The following is a 14,272-nucleotide window of genomic DNA, read 5'->3' on the forward strand; positions in this document are numbered from 1 at the left end:
CGTGGAGTTATCGAAGAACGGATCCACGGAAGGAGGAGGCCATGACCGGTCGCGACTGGTCGATCCAGGAGATCGCCCGACTCGCCGGCACCACCAGCAGAACGCTGCGTCACTACGACGACGTCGGCCTGCTGCGGCCGTCGCGCATCGCGCACAACGGCTATCGCCACTACGACGAGGCCGCGCTCGTGCGCCTGCAGCGCATCCTGCTGCTGCGTGAGCTCGGACTCGGTCTGCCGCAGATCGCCGAGGTGCTGAACCCGGTGACCTCACGGCAGAGCGAGGCGTCTGCTCTCGAAACCCACCTCGCGCTGCTGCGCGAGGAGCAGAACCGGCTGGCGCGACAGATCGCGTCTGTCGAGAACACCATCAACGCATTGAAAGGAGGTGAAGAACTCATGGCAGAGAACATGTTCGACGGATTCGACCACACCCGGTACAAGGAGGAGGTCGAAGAGCGCTGGGGTCGCAAGACCTACGCCGACAGTGACCGCTGGTGGCGCGGGATGACCGACGCCGAGCGCGCCGACTGGCAGCAGCGTGTCTCCGACCTCGGTCGCGACTGGATCGCCGCCGCAGAGAGCGGCATCGACCCGGCATCCGCCGAGGCTCAGGACGTCGCTCGCCGCCACGTCGAGTGGCTCACCGGCATCCCGGGGACGCCCGCGGCCGTGCCGGGCGGTGACGTGAAGGCCTACGTCATCGGACTCGGTGAGATGTACGTCGCAGATCCGCGCTTCGGCGCGAACTACGCGACGTCCGCAGGCGGCACGCAGGGCGCGGAGTTCGTCCGCGACGCACTCCGCATCTACGCGGAGAGCAACCTCTAAGCAGCCGCGCGGCATCCGCTGGCGCTTGCGGGGTCAGAAACGCATCGCAATCGACCGATTCAGGTGCGCTTTTGACCCCGCATCGCGCGGGCGGTGCGTTTTTGACCCCGCACGGAGCGGGAGGGCTTTGCACAGAACGAGACACCACGGCAAGGCCGAGAACGGATGCCGGGGGTGGGCGTAGGGTCGGGGCATGGCCCCCCGCCGCAGACGCACCGATGCCGCGCCGCTGTTCGCCGCCGCAGCTGTCGCCTACACCGCGAACTGCGCGCTGGGCACAGCCGTCGCGACCAGGGTCATCGACACCAGCGGCTACCGCTGGCTGCACCACGCGATGTACATCGCGACCTGCGTGACATCTGCCGCCGCGTTCTCCGCGGTGCTCTGGGGCCGGCCGAAGCACGCGAGCCGCCGTGCCGCACTGGCGCTCGCGCCGGCCGCCGCCCCGCTCGCGGCCATTCCCTACCTGGGGTCGCACAGCCGACGGCATCCGCTGGTCGCGCTCGCCGCGGCCCCCTTCATCGTCGCGGGCTTCATCTGCTCGCGCCTCACCACCGACCGGAAGTGAACGCATGGAACTGCTCGACGCCATCCGCCGCCGCAAGACCACGAACGGGCCGTTCCTGCCCGACCCGGTGTCGGAGGAGCATCAGCGCATCCTGCTCGAGGCGGCCGGTCGCGCACCCTCGCAGCTGAACAGCCAGCCGTGGCGGTTCGTGGTCATCGAGAACCGCGACACGATCGATCAGATCGCGCGCATCTCGGGCGAGAGCATGACCGAGGCCATGTCGAACGGCACCTTCTTCGAGCGCTACAAGCCGTACTTCCGCTTCAGCCAGGCCGAGATGGAGGAGAAGCGCAGCGGGATGCTGTTCGACAAGCTCCCCGCGGCCCTCCGACCCTTCACCAGCCAGGTGTTCACCAAGCGCGGCCAGAAGCTGATGAACACGTTCGGGGTGCCGAAGACCCTGGGCGAGGAGAATCACAAGCTCGTCGCAGGGTCCCCACTGCTGCTGGGTGTGATGCTCGATCGCAGCGAGTACCGGCCGGGCCAGCTGTCGTCGTTCTACTCGGTGTTCAGCATGGGGGCGGCGATGGAGAACGTCTGGCTGACCACTGTCGAGCTCGGCATGGGCATCCAGTTCATCTCTTTCCCGATGGAGGTTCCGGGGCGCTGGGACGAGATCGTGAAGCTGCTGCGAGTGCCAGACGACCTCGAGCTCATGGCCGTGTATCGTCTCGGCTATCTGCCGCCCGAGCAGCGCCGCCCGGCGATCGACTGGTCGAGCCACCAGCGCAAGCTCGCCTCGCAGTATGTGTTCCGCGAGAACTGCGACGAGCCCCAGCAGGGCTGGGACTCCCCGCCGCCGGGCGCCGACGCGCCGCGCGGCTGACGCGCTCAGCCCCCGCTCTTGCGCGGGAGGATCTTCAGATCCTCCACTGCGGGGCCTTCGATCCGTGTGCCGTCGGCCGCGAAACGCGAGGCGTGGAGCGGGCAGTCCCACGTGCACTCGGCGTCGTTCCATGCGAGAACACCGCCCAGGTGCGGGCACACGGCCGACACGGCACGGGTGACTCCGCCGACGGTCGAGATGGCCACCGGGCGTCCGCTGCGGTTCGCGACCACGCCCTCGCCCTCCGCCGGCTTCGGCACCGGCACGGGGCGTCGCTCGGCATCGACCCATCCGGTCGTCGCCGCGGCCGCCACCTTCGCGCCCTCGACGGCCCCTCGCGCGAGGTCGGCGGGGACGGTCAGTCTCGTGCCGATCTTCACCATCCACGACGGGCGGTCGTGCCAGTTGGCACCGAGGATCTCGGCGGTCAGGCGCAGGGCGGCGGCCGGAGCGTTCGACAGCCCCCACTTCGCATAGCCCGTCGCGAAGCGGATGACGCCGAGTCCGCGCGGCATCGCGCCGACGAAGGGGATCTGATTGTGCGACTCGTAGTCCTGCGCAGACCAGCGGTGGGTCTCCTCGGCATCGGGGAAGTACTGTCTCGTCCACTCGACGAGGTCGTCGACCGCGGCTGCCTCGCCGTCGGAGCGCCCGACCGGATGCCCGTTGCCGCCCACGACGAGTCGCGCGTCACCGCCGGGCCCGTCGGCGTCGGAGACCGGGCGGATCGAGCGCGTGGAGCCGTCGACCGAGATGAACGTCGACGTGGGCAGATCGCCGCTCACGCGGAACGAGACGCAGTACGAGCGGAACGCCCGCATCTTGGCGAAATACAGTCCCCGATCGAGGATCGGGTATCCCGTCGCGATCACGATGTGCTCGGCGAACATTGGTCCGACCGGTGTCTCGACGCGAGGATCGGGAAGAGCATGGGTCGCAGTGACCCGCACTCCGGTGTGCAGGGTCCCGCCGGCGGCGAGGAGCTCCTCGGCGAGCGCGTGCGTCACCAGCGCGGGGTCGATCGTCACCTGGTCGTCGAGCGCGACCGCACCGAAGACCGGGAACGGCAGAGATGAAAGCTCGTCGGGCGTCAGCATCCTGGTCGGGAGCCCCGCCTCGTGCGCCGCGTCATGCACCTCGCGCACCGCGTCCAGCCCGCTCGGGTCCTGCGCGTAGGAGTGATCGGTGCGGCGTTCGTACGAGACGCCGGCATGGTCGGCGAACGCGACCAGCCACTCCATGCCCTCGCGGTTGCCGTCGACGTAGGCCTGCACGAGTGAGGCCGGGTGGTGCGCGCGGATCTCGGCGAGGCGCTTGCCCTGCAGCAGCGACAGCTTGCCGGTGTTGCCGCCGGTCGCGAGCTCGGCGACCTCACCCGCCTCGATCACCGCGACGTCGAGACCCGCCCGGGTCAGCATGACGGCGGTGGTCAGGCCCGTGAGGCCCGCGCCGACGATGATGACGTCGTGCCGTGCTCCCGGGTCGAACGGCGTGCCGGTGGGCGGGGTCCGGTCGAGCTTCCACAGTGGCTTCATGGCTTCAGTCTTCGCCTCGGCGGCGCTGAGCCACACCGGGTTGACATTCGACGGGTGCACCACAACGACGAGACTAGAGTGGCGGCGTGACCGCTCGCCGCCTGCTCCTCGTCTTCGCAGGCGGGAGCATCGGCACCGCCGCGCGACTCGCGGTAGGGCTCTGGATGCCGGATGCGGGCGGCATCCCGTTCGCCACCCTCGCGGTCAACGTGCTCGGGTCGCTGCTGATCGGCATCCTCGCCGCGCGCCTGCCGCAGACGACCGGCCTGCGGCTGTTCCTCGGCACGGGTGTGCTCGGCGGGTTCACCACCTACAGCGCCTTCATGACCGGAACGGTCGCCCTGTGGTCTGCTGCTCCCGTGCTCGCGTTCGCCTATGCCGCCGGCAGCCTTGTGCTCGGCCTGGGGGCGGCAGCGCTGGGCCTGCGGCTCGGCCGACCGCGCGCGACGCCTCGCGCGGGGGTTACGTCGTGACCCCGCTGCTGTTCGTCGGGGCCGCGCTCGCCGGGGGAGTGGGTGCCGTGCTCCGCTACGTCGTCGACCTCGGGGTCGCGAAGGTCGCGGGCCGACGCTTTCCGTGGGGCATCCTCGTCGTCAACCTCAGCGGATCGTTCGCACTCGGCCTCGTGACCGCCGCGCTGCCCGCGGAGGCGTTCCTGCTGGGCGCGGGTCTTCTCGGCGGCTACACGACGTTCAGCACCGCGATGCTCGACGCGGTCGCGCTGTGGAAGGACGGCGAGCGCACAGCATCCGCGTTCGATGCGATCGGGATGCTGCTGCTGGGCCTTCTCGCGGCCGGCCTGGGACTGGCGCTCGGCTCCGCGCTCTGACCTGCGCTCCGGACGCCGGCGCATTCGCGCCTCTCGAAGATCGATGCTTGCGCGCTCCCCGCCGGTCGAGTTAGTCTCCTTGCTAATCGTTTAACTGCTAATCGTTTAACACGTCTGATTCCGCTCGTCACGATCCCCTGCACCCGTCAAAGGAGACATCGATGCCCCGCACCTCCCGTCGCGCCCTCGGCGCCCTCGCCGCCTCTGCGGCAGCTGTCCTCGCGCTCAGCGCCTGCTCGTCACAGGCCGGGGGTGAGAGCTCGTCCGGTGGAGACGTCACCCTCAGCTACGCGATCTGGGACGAGAACCAGAAGCCCGCGATGGAGGACATCGCGGCGGCGTTCGAGAAGGAGAACCCGAACGTCACGATCGACATCCAGGTGACGCCCTACAAGGAGTACTTCACCAAGCTGCAGACCGCGGCCACCGGCGGGTCCGCCGCCGACGTGTTCTGGATGAACGGCCCGAACTTCCCGCTCTACGCCTCGAACGGCCAGCTCGCGCCACTCGACGACGCCGGAGTGGATGCGGCCGACTACCCGCAGGGTCTCATCGACCTCTACACCTTCGACGGAAAGCTCTACGGCGCCCCCAAGGACTTCGACACCGTCGCGCTCTGGTACAACAAGGAGCTCTTCGACGCCGCGGGTGTCGACTACCCGACCGCCGGCTGGACGTGGGACGACTTCACCGCGGCTGCCGCTGCGCTCACCGACCCGGCCACCGGGCAGTTCGGCGTCGCGGCGAGCCAGTACGGCCAGGAGAACTTCTACAACTCGATCGCGCAGGCCGGTGGCGAGGTCATCTCGGCCGACGGCACCGAGAGCGGCTACGGCTCGCCTGAGGCGCTCGCGGGTATCGAGCTGTGGACCGATCTGATCGAGGCGGGGTCGTCTCCGACCGCGCAGCAGATGACCGACACCAACCCCGAGGACTTCTTCCTCTCGGGCAAGGTCGCGATGTTCCAGAACGGCTCGTGGGCGGCCATCGCCTACGGGGACAACGCCGACATCGCCGACAGGGTGAACGTCGCGCCGCTCCCCGAGGGGCCGGAGGGCAATCAGAGCGTGATCCACGGTGTGGGCAACGTCGCCAACGCGAAGAGCTCTCATCTGGCCGAGGCCCAGGCGTTCGCCGCCTTCGCGAGCGGCGAGGAGGCGGCGCAGATCCAGGCCGAGTCCGGCACCGTGATCCCCGCGTTCAACGGCACCCAGCAGGCGTGGGTCGATGCCCTGCCGCAGTACGACCTGCAGGTCTACATCGACGCCCTCGACACCGCCGTGCCCTACCCGGTCTCGAAGAACACCTCGGCGTGGACGAGCATCGAGAGCGAGGTGCTCTCGCAGGTCTGGTCGGGTGCCGTCGCCCCGGCGGAGGGACTGAAGGACCTCGCCGAGCAGATGCAGACGGCGCTCGACGCCGAGCAGGAGTAGCCGGACATGACAGCCGTCGCGTCACCCCCGCGTGCGCAGGCGGAGCGGATGCCGGAGGCCAAGAGCCCCGGCATCCGCCGCCGCCGCAACCCGGGTGCCTCCCCGTGGTGGGCTCTCGTCTTCATCGGCCCGACAGCCCTCGGCATCGCCGTCTTCTACCTGTGGCCGACCGTGCGCACGCTCATCATCTCGTTCACGAAGTCGGGGCCGTTCGGCGGCGCGGAATGGGTGGGGATCGAGAACTACGTCCGCCTGTTCCAGGACCCGGAGCTGATCGGGGCGCTGCGCAACACCGCGCTCTACACGGTCATCGCCCTCATCGGCATCCCGCTCGCCGTGGGCATCGCCGCCCTGCTCAACACCGCGGGGCTCAAGGGGCGCAGCGCCTATCGGACGCTGTACTTCATCCCGGTCGTCACGATGCCCGCCGCGATCGCCCTGGTGTGGCGCATGATCTACAACGGCGATTACGGCGTGCTCAACGCCGCCCTCGGCTCGGTCGGCATCGCGGGTCGCAGCTGGCTCACCGATCCGAACACGGCGCTCGTCGCCATCGCGGTCGTGGGCATCTGGGCGGGCCTCGGCACCAACATCGTGATCTTCCTCGCCGGCCTCCAGGGCATCCCCGACACGATCATGGAGGCGGCCGACCTCGACGGCGCCGGTCCGGTGCGCAAGTTCTTCTCCATCACCATCCCCCTGCTGTCGCCGTCGATCTTCTTCGTCAGCGTCATCAGCGTGATCGGCGCGCTGCAGGTGTTCGACCTGATCTACATGATGCTCGGACGCAGCAATCCGGCCATGCCCAACACTCGCACGGTCGTCTACCTGTTCTATGAGGCGGGGTTCCTCGACAACGACCGGGGGTATGCCGCGGCCGTCGCCTTCCTGCTGCTCGTGATCATCCTGGTGCTGACCGTCGTGCAGTTCCGTCTGCAGAAGAAGTGGGTGCACTATGAGTGAGGTCTCGCTCGACACGCGCGCCGTCGTCGGCGCTCCGGCCGGTCGCTCGGCCGCCCGTCCCGGAAAGCCTCGCAACAGGGCGCTCTGGATCGTCCACGTCGTGCTCCTCGTCGGTGCGATCCTCATGGTCTTCCCGTTCATCTGGCAGCTGCTGACCTCGTTCAAGACCCTGTCGGACTCGGTGCAGGTGCCGCCGAGCCTGCTCCCGCGCGAGTGGGTGTTCACCAACTTCGCCGAGGTCTTCGACTCGATGCCCTTCGCGCAGATGTTCGCCAACTCGGTGCTGCTGACGGTCGGCCGCACGGTCGGACAGGTCGTGCTGTGCACCATGGCCGGCTACGCCTTCGCCCGCATCCCGTTCCCCGGACGCAACGCGCTGTTCGTGGTGTTCCTGTCGGTGCTCATGGTGCCCTCGCAGCTGTACCTGCTGCCGCAGTACGAGATCATCCAGTCGCTCGGGTGGCTGAACACCCTGCAGGCGCTGATCGTGCCCGGGATCTTCAGTGCCTTCGGCACGTTCCTGATGCGTCAGTTCTTCATGTCGATGCCTGCGGAACTCGAGGAGGCGGCCCGCATCGACGGGGCGAATCCGTGGCAGACCTTCTGGCGGATCATGGTTCCGCTCGCGAAGCCTGGCATCATCGCTCTCGTGGTGTTCACTGTGCTGTGGTCCTGGAACGATCTGCTCTGGCCGTTGATCGTGACGACCGACCCCGCCAAGATGCCGCTGTCCGTCGGGCTCTCGCAGCTCGTCGGCATCCACGGCACCGATTACCCGGTGCTGATGGCGGGAGCGCTGCTCGCGACCCTGCCGATGCTGGTCACCTTCATGATCCTGCAGCGGCAGTTCATCCAGGGCATCGCCTTCAGCGGATCGAAGGGCTGACCGATGGCAGAGCGCAGGCAGCAGTCGACGACCGTCCGGCGGCCGACCCTGAAGATGGTCGCAGAGCGCGCAGGCGTCTCGACAGCCACGGTGTCGTACGTGTTCTCCGGGCGCTCGGGCGCGGCATCGGGGGCAGGCGTCGCCGAGGCCACCGCGGCCAGGGTGCTCGCCGCGGCCGACGAGCTCAACTACCGGCCCAACGTCGCGGCGCGGACGATCCGCACCGGGCGCAGCGGCATGGTGCAGCTCTCGCTGCACATGCTCAGCGACCCGTGGTCGCTCGCGGTGGCCGACGCCGTGAACGTCGAGGCGAACAGGCACGGTCTCACGACGCTCATCCTCGCCGACGGAGACTGGCATGCGGCTCTCGACCGGGTCGAGAGCGACGTCGCCTATCTCGACGGCGTCGGGATCGACGAGGACGCCGAGCGCAAGCTGGCGGACCTCGTGCAGCGCGGGCAGCGGCTCGTCGTATTCTCGGAGCACCTCGAACCCGCCGGATTCGACGTCGTGCGCTCGGATGCGATCCCGGGGTGCGAGCTCGCGATGGACCATCTGCTCGAGCGGCACGTGCGGATCGGATGCCTGGCCGCCGAGGGCGCCGTGCGTCTCGCGCCCACGCAGGTCACCCGGTACACGCCGTATCTCCAGAAGATGGCGGATGCCGGACTCGCGATCGATCCCGAGTGGACGGTGACCTACACCGAGGGCCAGGCGAGCGCCTTCGCCGCGGCGGTGCGGCTGCTCTCGCGCGACGATCGACCGGATGCGATCTACGCGACGACCGACTTCGCGGCCATCGCGGCGATCAATGCGGCGCACATGCTCGGACTCCGCGTGCCGCACGACGTCGCGGTGATCGGAGTGGGCAACACCCCCGACGCGCAGCTCGTCGCGCCCACCCTGACCACGGTCGGCCCGACGGACTTCTACGACAGGCAGGCGCGCATCATCATCGACCGCGCGCTCGCTGCAGACGATTCTGCCGGGCAGCTGCACGAGTTCGCCTGGTCGCTGTTCCCCGGGGCATCGACGGACCTCGACGCCCCCACCCCTCACGCGCGCTGACGCAGGCGTCCGCGTACACACACGATTCGACTCTCAGAAGGACCACCGTGGATCTCACCATCGGAATCATCGGCTTCGGCGCGCGCGCCACACTGCGCGAGGAGGTGCACCGCCCCGGCCAGGGGTCTCGCATCACCGCGATCTGCGACCGGTCGGAGCGTGCGCGTGATGACGCCCGGCGTCTGCTTCCCGAGGCTTTCGTCACCGACTCGCTCGATGAGCTGCTCTCCTCAGGAGTCGACGCCGTCATGGTGCTGACGCCCGACGACACGCACGCAGCTCTCAGCATCCGCGCCCTCGAAGCCGGTGTCGCGGTGTTCTGCGAGAAGCCCCTCGCCATCGACCTCGCCGACGCCGACGCGATGCTCGAGACGGCCCGGCGCACCGGCAGCCGGCTCTACATCGGTCACAACATGCGCCACATGCCGGTGATCACCCTGATGCGCGGGCTCATCCAGGACGGGCGGATCGGAGACGTCAAGGCCGTGTGGGTGCGCCACTTCGTCGGACACGGAGGCGACTACTACTTCAAGGATTGGCACGCCGACCGCCGCCGCACGACGGGACTGCTCCTGCAGAAGGGGGCGCACGACATCGACATCATCCACTGGCTCGCCGGCGCCTACACAGAGCAGGTCGCGGCGATGGGCGAGCTCAGCGTCTACGGCGGCATCACCGACCGCCGCGATCGCACCGGAGAGCGGATGCCCGATTGGTTCAGCGTCGACAACTGGCCGCCCGCATCGCTCACGGGCCTGAGCCCGGTGATCGACGTCGAGGACATCTCGATGGTCAACATGCGCCTGTCAGGGGGCATCCTCGCCTCGTACCAGCAGTGCCACTTCACACCCGACTACTGGCGCAACTACACCGTGATCGGCACCGAGGGTCGCATCGAGAACGTGGGCGACACGGCGGGCAGCGAGGTCAGGCTGTGGAACCGCCGCCATCGCGGGGCCGCAGCCGCCGACGAGACGTTCATCGTTCCTGCGGCTGAGGGCGCAGGTCACGACGGAGCGGACGCGCTGCTGGTGGCGGAGTTCCTGCGATTCGTGCGCGACGGGGGAGTCACGGAGACCTCGCCGGTGGCGGCTCGCGAGGCGGTGGCCGCCGGCATCCTCGCCACCGAGTCGCTGCGCGGGGACGGCTCGGCGATCACGGTCCCCCAGCTGGACGAGGACCTCGTCGCCTACTTCGAGCGCGGCCAGGTCGAGTAGACGGCGCGCCGTGCGCCTGTCGTACTGGCGGCGCCCGTCGCCGCCGCAGCGCCCCGAGCGAACCCTCAGGTTCGGGATGCAGAATGTACAAACGTACATGTACGCCCGTACAGGGGTGATCGCTGGGGGTCCGGAATGAGCGATGGCACGCGCCGCCGCCGCGACCCTGAGGCGCGCCGTCGCGAGATCGTCACCGCCGCCGCAGAGCTGATCGTCGAGATCGGCGTCGACGCGCTCACCCACCGCAAGGTCGCAGCGCGAGCCGGGGTGCCCCTCGGCTCGACGACCCAGTACTTCGCCACCCTCGACGACCTGCGCGAGGCGGCGATCGGGGCATTGGCCGCCGAGATCGAGGCGCGCATCTACGCGACCCGGCGAGCCGTGGTCATCGAGGGAGTGACGCCGGAAGGACTCGCTCGTCTGGTGCGCCGAGGGCTCGACGACGCCCGCGCTGTGCAGGCCGACCGAGCCGTCGTCACCGCCGCCGTGCACGACCCGCGCGTCCGTCAGTTCGCCCGACTCTGGTCCGACGAGATCGTCGGCTTCATCGCCCCCGTTCACGGAGTCGACAGGGCCAGGGCCGCCGCCGTCTTCATCGACGGCGTACTCTGGCACTCTCAGATCCACGACGAGCCGCTCGACGAAGAGCTCATCCGCGACGCCCTCGCCGGGATCCTCACTCCTTCTCCGGCGTCCCCCTCCGCATCCGCCGCCGCAGCATCCGCCTGATCCGATCGAGAGAGAATCCGCCTTGTCGAACCTCGCCGTCCTGAGTCTCAAGAACCGCGCACTGATCGCACTGATCACGATCGTCGCCGCCGTGTTCGGCGGGCTCGCTCTGACGAACCTCAAGCAGGAGCTCATCCCGTCGCTCGAGCTGCCCAACCTGATGGTCATGACGACGTACCCCGGTGCGTCGCCCGAGGTCGTCGAGAACGATGTCTCGACGCCGATCGAGTCGGCGATCCAGGGCGTTCCCGGACTCGAGGGGACCACGGCGACGAGCACGACCAACGCGTCGATCGTGCAGGCGACCTTCGCCTACGGCACGAACCTCGCGACGGCCGAGCAGAAGATCCAGCAGGCGATCAACCGCATCTCGGGGCAGCTGCCCGACGACCTGAGCCCGCAGGTGCTCGCGGTGTCGATCGACGACTTCCCCGTGATCCAGGTGGCGGTGACCGGCTTCGACGACGCCGAGAACGCGCAGGCCGAGCTCACGAGCGTGGCCATTCCTGAGCTCGAGGACGTCGACGGCGTCAACGCCGCACAGCTCATCGGAGGTGTCGGTCAGCGCATCACGATCACGCCCGATGTCGCCGCGCTCGCCGCGGTGGGGGAGAGCACCCAGGCGATCAGCACGGCCCTGGAGCAGAACGGCACGCTGTTCCCGGGTGGTGACATCACCGAAGACGGTCAGACCCTGACGGTGCAGACCGGTGCGAAGATCACCTCCGTCGAGGAGATCGCAGCGCTTCCGCTGGTCGGCACGACCGCCAAGGTCGGCGACGTCGCGACCGTCGTGCAGGAGACCGACCCGATCTCGTCGATCTCACGCGTCGACGGCGAGGACGCCCTCTCGATCTCGATCACCAAGCTGCCCGCCGCGAACACGGTCGAGGTGTCGCAGGGTGTCATCGCCGCGCTCGACACGATCGAAGAGGCCTTCCCCGACGCGACCTTCACGATCATCTTCGACCAGGCGCCCTTCATCCAGCAGTCGATCGAGACGCTCGCGACCGAGGGGCTGCTCGGCCTCGTCTTCGCGGTGATCGTCATCCTCGTCTTCCTGCTGTCGATCCGCTCGACGCTCGTGACGGCGATCTCGATCCCGACCAGCGTCCTGATCACCTTCATCGGGCTCCAGGCCTTCGGCTACTCGCTCAACATCCTGACCCTCGGCGCGCTCACGATCGCGATCGGACGGGTGGTCGACGACTCGATCGTCGTGATCGAGAACATCAAGAGGCACTACGTCGGCGATGCCGACAAGGGCGATGCCATCCGGCTCGCCGTGCGCGAGGTGGCGATGGCGGTGACGTCGTCGACCATCACGACCGTCGCCGTGTTCCTGCCGATCGTGTTCGTCGGAGACATGGTCGGAGAGCTGTTCCGGCCGTTCGCGATGACGGTGTCGATCGCGATGGTGGCCTCGCTGCTCGTGTCGCTGACGATCGTCCCGGTGCTCGCGTACTGGTTCCTGCGCCCGGGCAAGCCGCTGCTCGACGAGAACGGCGTGCAGATCGACCCCGAGCACCCGGATGCTCCGCCGACGCGCCTCCAGAGTGCCTACCGCCCGATCCTGGGGTGGACGCTGAAGCACTCCGGTCTCACCGTGATCCTCGCGGTCGTGGTGCTCGGAGCCACGCTGGCTGCGGCCCCGCTGATGAAGGTCAACTTCCTCAGCGACTCCGGGCAGAACACCATGACCGTCACGCAGGACCTCGGTCCGACCGCGAGTCTCGAGACGAAGTCGGAGGCGGCCGTCGCGGTCGAGGACGCGCTGCTCGAGATCGACGGCGTCACCACCGTGCAGGCCTCGATCGGCTCGAGCGGATCGGCGCTGCGCGACGCCTTCTCGGGCGGCGCCGGCGTGACCTACTCGGTGCTCACCGACCCGGACGCCGACCAGGAGAAGCTCCGTACCGCGGTGCAGGACGCGATCGAGGACCTCACGGATGTCGGAGAGGTGTCGGTCGCAGCATCCGCCGGCCTCGGCTCCAGCGACATCGAGATCTCGGTCACCGCGTCGAACGCCGAGGACCTGCAGACCGCCACCGCCGCCGTGGTCGACGAGCTCGAGGGACGCGACGGCATCGGCAAGGTCACCGACAACCTCGCGGCCGCGCTGCCGTACCTGGCCGTGGTCGTCGACCGCGACGCCGCAGCCGCGCGGGGACTGTCCGAGGTGGCCGTCGGCGCACTCGTGTCGAACACGATGCGTCCCCAGCAGGTGGGCTCGGTCGAGATCGACGACACCGCGCTGACGATTTACCTCGCGGCAGCCGAGCCGCCGACCACCGCGCAGGCCCTGCGCGAGCTCACGATCCCGAGTGCTCTCGGAGTCGTGCAGCTGCAGGACATCGCGACGGTCGAGGAGCGCAACGGCCCGACCTCGATCACCACCGAGCAGGGACGCCGCACCGCGACGATCACCGTGCCCCCGGCATCCGACAACCTCGCCGTGGCGACGCAGTCGGTCACCGAGGCGCTCGCCGCCGTCGACCTGCCCGACGGTGCGTCCGCCGAGGTCGGTGGCGTCGCGACGCAGCAGGCCGACTCGTTCTCGCAGCTCGGTCTCGCGATGCTCGCCGCGATCCTGATCGTCTACGTCGTGATGGTGGCGACGTTCAAGTCGCTGCGTCAGCCGCTGCTGCTGCTCGTGTCGGTGCCGTTCGCGGCGACCGGCGCGATCCTGCTGCAGATCGTCACGGGTGTGCCGCTGGGGGTGGCCTCGCTGATCGGTGTGCTGATGCTCATCGGCATCGTGGTCACGAACGCGATCGTGCTCATCGACCTCGTCAACCAGTACCGCGAGAAGGGGCTGTCGACTCTCGACGCGGTCAGGGCCGGTGGCGAGAAGCGTCTGCGCCCTATTCTCATGACGGCGCTCGCGACTATCCTCGCACTCACTCCGATGGCGCTGGGCATCACCGGGCACGGCGGGTTCATCTCGCAGCCGCTCGCGATCGTCGTGATCGGTGGGCTGCTGTCGTCGACCGTGCTGACACTCATCGTGCTGCCGACGCTCTACAACCTCGTCGAGGGTGCGAAGGAGCGGCGTCAGGCACGCAAGGCGGGATCCGGCGACGACGGGTCTGCGCCGGTCGACGGCGACGAGCCGTCCGACGGCCCTGTGCCTGCGGGCGACTTGGTGCTGGCCGGTGCCGGTGCCGGTGCTGGGGCTGGGGCCGGTGCCGCCGGTGCTGGTGAGTCCGGGCTGCCGCACGCGCCGCAGCTGACCCGCCGGGAGATGCGCGAGCGCGGCGAGTAGTCGCCGGCCTGTGTTCCGTTCTCAGCACGACTGAGCCCGACGCCCACCCGGAATCGTCTTCCGGGTGGGCGTCGGCCGTTCGGTGCTGAGTTGTGCACGCGGGCCGTGCCGTCACCCCGGAGA

13 protein-coding genes are annotated in these 14,272 nt (G+C 68.9%); 12 read left to right on the forward strand and 1 reads right to left on the reverse strand.

Annotated features, from left to right (window positions below; all coding sequences use genetic code 11):
* Positions 1 to 41 precede the first annotated feature (41 nt).
* The 3 genes from RQG77_RS07190 to RQG77_RS07200 all read left to right on the forward strand — a co-directional run bounded on the left by RQG77_RS07190 (position 42) and on the right by RQG77_RS07200 (position 2,224).
* On the forward strand, positions 42 to 830 hold the full coding sequence (locus tag RQG77_RS07190; protein ID WP_311244125.1) for a MerR family transcriptional regulator: 789 nt from the start codon (positions 42 to 44) through the stop codon (positions 828 to 830).
* Between the two features lie 193 nt (positions 831 to 1,023).
* Positions 1,024 to 1,398, forward strand: coding sequence for a hypothetical protein (locus RQG77_RS07195; protein WP_311244126.1), 375 nt, complete (start codon positions 1,024 to 1,026; stop codon positions 1,396 to 1,398).
* A gap of 4 nt (positions 1,399 to 1,402) precedes the next feature.
* Entirely contained in the window at positions 1,403 to 2,224 is an 822-nt protein-coding gene (locus RQG77_RS07200) for a nitroreductase family protein (protein WP_311244127.1), read from the forward strand.
* Between the two features lie 5 nt (positions 2,225 to 2,229).
* On the opposite strand, the gene RQG77_RS07205 is transcribed toward RQG77_RS07200, so the two are convergent.
* Positions 2,230 to 3,759: an FAD-dependent oxidoreductase gene (locus RQG77_RS07205; RefSeq protein ID WP_311244128.1), complete on the reverse strand. Its 1,530-nt coding sequence runs from the start codon at positions 3,757 to 3,759 to the stop codon at positions 2,230 to 2,232.
* 86 nt (positions 3,760 to 3,845) lie between these two features.
* On the opposite strand from RQG77_RS07205, the gene RQG77_RS07210 reads away from it, so the two are divergent.
* From RQG77_RS07210 to RQG77_RS07250, 9 genes are all read left to right on the forward strand, one after another.
* Positions 3,846 to 4,232, forward strand: a complete 387-nt coding sequence (locus RQG77_RS07210) for a CrcB family protein (protein WP_311244129.1) — start codon at positions 3,846 to 3,848, stop codon at positions 4,230 to 4,232.
* Complete coding sequence (locus tag RQG77_RS07215) at positions 4,229 to 4,588, forward strand: CrcB family protein (RefSeq protein ID WP_311244130.1); 360 nt, start codon at positions 4,229 to 4,231, stop codon at positions 4,586 to 4,588. The genes RQG77_RS07210 and RQG77_RS07215 overlap by 4 nt, the downstream gene beginning before the upstream one ends.
* 161 nt (positions 4,589 to 4,749) lie before the next feature.
* Positions 4,750 to 6,021, forward strand: a complete 1,272-nt coding sequence (locus tag RQG77_RS07220; protein WP_311244131.1) for a sugar ABC transporter substrate-binding protein — start codon at positions 4,750 to 4,752, stop codon at positions 6,019 to 6,021.
* A 6-nt stretch (positions 6,022 to 6,027) separates the two neighbouring features.
* Entirely contained in the window at positions 6,028 to 6,984 is a 957-nt protein-coding gene (locus tag RQG77_RS07225; RefSeq protein ID WP_311244132.1) for a sugar ABC transporter permease, read from the forward strand.
* A complete protein-coding gene (locus RQG77_RS07230) occupies positions 6,977 to 7,870 on the forward strand; it encodes a carbohydrate ABC transporter permease (RefSeq protein WP_311244133.1) in 894 nt (297 codons plus the stop codon). Before RQG77_RS07225 ends, RQG77_RS07230 begins: the two co-directional genes overlap by 8 nt.
* 3 nt (positions 7,871 to 7,873) lie before the next feature.
* Positions 7,874 to 8,938, forward strand: a complete 1,065-nt coding sequence (locus tag RQG77_RS07235; protein ID WP_311244134.1) for a LacI family DNA-binding transcriptional regulator — start codon at positions 7,874 to 7,876, stop codon at positions 8,936 to 8,938.
* 47 nt (positions 8,939 to 8,985) lie between these two features.
* Positions 8,986 to 10,155: a Gfo/Idh/MocA family oxidoreductase gene (locus RQG77_RS07240; RefSeq protein WP_311244135.1), complete on the forward strand. Its 1,170-nt coding sequence runs from the start codon at positions 8,986 to 8,988 to the stop codon at positions 10,153 to 10,155.
* 135 nt (positions 10,156 to 10,290) lie between these two features.
* On the forward strand, positions 10,291 to 10,884 hold the full coding sequence (locus tag RQG77_RS07245; protein ID WP_311244136.1) for a TetR family transcriptional regulator: 594 nt from the start codon (positions 10,291 to 10,293) through the stop codon (positions 10,882 to 10,884).
* Between the two features lie 22 nt (positions 10,885 to 10,906).
* Entirely contained in the window at positions 10,907 to 14,149 is a 3,243-nt protein-coding gene (locus tag RQG77_RS07250; protein WP_311244137.1) for an efflux RND transporter permease subunit, read from the forward strand.
* Positions 14,150 to 14,272 lie beyond the last annotated feature (123 nt).

The organism is Microbacterium sp. WCS2018Hpa-23 (genome assembly GCF_031843845.1).
In the GTDB taxonomy this organism is placed as follows: domain Bacteria; phylum Actinomycetota; class Actinomycetes; order Actinomycetales; family Microbacteriaceae; genus Microbacterium.

Excerpts from the sequence above, each read along its gene's own strand:
- RQG77_RS07245 (WP_311244136.1), top strand. The coding sequence starts at position 10,291 with ATGAGCGATGGCACGCGCCGCCGCCGCGACCCTGAGGCGCGCCGTCGC.
- RQG77_RS07190 (WP_311244125.1), top strand. The coding sequence starts at position 42 with ATGACCGGTCGCGACTGGTCGATCCAGGAGATCGCCCGACTCGCCGGC.
- RQG77_RS07205 (WP_311244128.1), bottom strand. The coding sequence starts at position 3,759 with ATGAAGCCACTGTGGAAGCTCGACCGGACCCCGCCCACCGGCACGCCG.
- RQG77_RS07200 (WP_311244127.1), top strand. The coding sequence starts at position 1,403 with ATGGAACTGCTCGACGCCATCCGCCGCCGCAAGACCACGAACGGGCCG.
- RQG77_RS07235 (WP_311244134.1), top strand. The coding sequence starts at position 7,874 with ATGGCAGAGCGCAGGCAGCAGTCGACGACCGTCCGGCGGCCGACCCTG.
- RQG77_RS07225 (WP_311244132.1), top strand. The coding sequence starts at position 6,028 with ATGACAGCCGTCGCGTCACCCCCGCGTGCGCAGGCGGAGCGGATGCCG.
- RQG77_RS07195 (WP_311244126.1), top strand. The coding sequence starts at position 1,024 with ATGGCCCCCCGCCGCAGACGCACCGATGCCGCGCCGCTGTTCGCCGCC.
- RQG77_RS07230 (WP_311244133.1), top strand. The coding sequence starts at position 6,977 with ATGAGTGAGGTCTCGCTCGACACGCGCGCCGTCGTCGGCGCTCCGGCC.
- RQG77_RS07220 (WP_311244131.1), top strand. The coding sequence starts at position 4,750 with ATGCCCCGCACCTCCCGTCGCGCCCTCGGCGCCCTCGCCGCCTCTGCG.